Here is a 379-nt window from a genome sequence, read left to right as displayed (position 1 = left end):
CCATCAGCATTGGCAACATCCAGATTTGCGGCTTTCCATGCCAGATAATCCTGCACAACAGGCTGCTTTACTTCTTTAAAGGCCAGGATTCCAGGGGTTGATTCATCCTTAGAGGTCGGACGATAGTCCCGTCGACTGGCGACAACACCACCGTCATCAGTCACAATGAACATTTCCGACGACGGCGAAATAGGATTTTCCTTTAACGATTCACTAAGAGCACTCACGGCGATGTCCGCCCCAAAGACATGCTGTTTAAATTCACTGGCTCGAACGACCGTTACCCCAACCTCGCCAATGAAATAGAAAAAATAAGGCGCACTGGTACTGACCGAATCGTTCTCCATTGCCATTTTGAACCATGGCCGTACACGGGGAT

General features: G+C 49.1%; 1 protein-coding gene. It reads right to left on the bottom strand.

What is annotated here, in order from left to right; all coding sequences use genetic code 11:
• A partial coding sequence (locus BCY78_RS25480) for a cache domain-containing protein (protein ID WP_199523211.1) occupies window positions 1-347 on the bottom strand: 347 nt, incomplete at its 3' end.
• Between the last annotated feature and the right edge of the window lie 32 nt (window positions 348-379).

It is taken from the genome of Pararhodobacter sp. CCB-MM2 (assembly GCF_001691415.1).
Taxonomy (GTDB): domain Bacteria; phylum Pseudomonadota; class Alphaproteobacteria; order Rhodobacterales; family Rhodobacteraceae; genus Pararhodobacter.
Note: the sequence above shows the minus strand (reverse complement) of the source record. Positions and strands in the feature narration are given on the sequence as shown.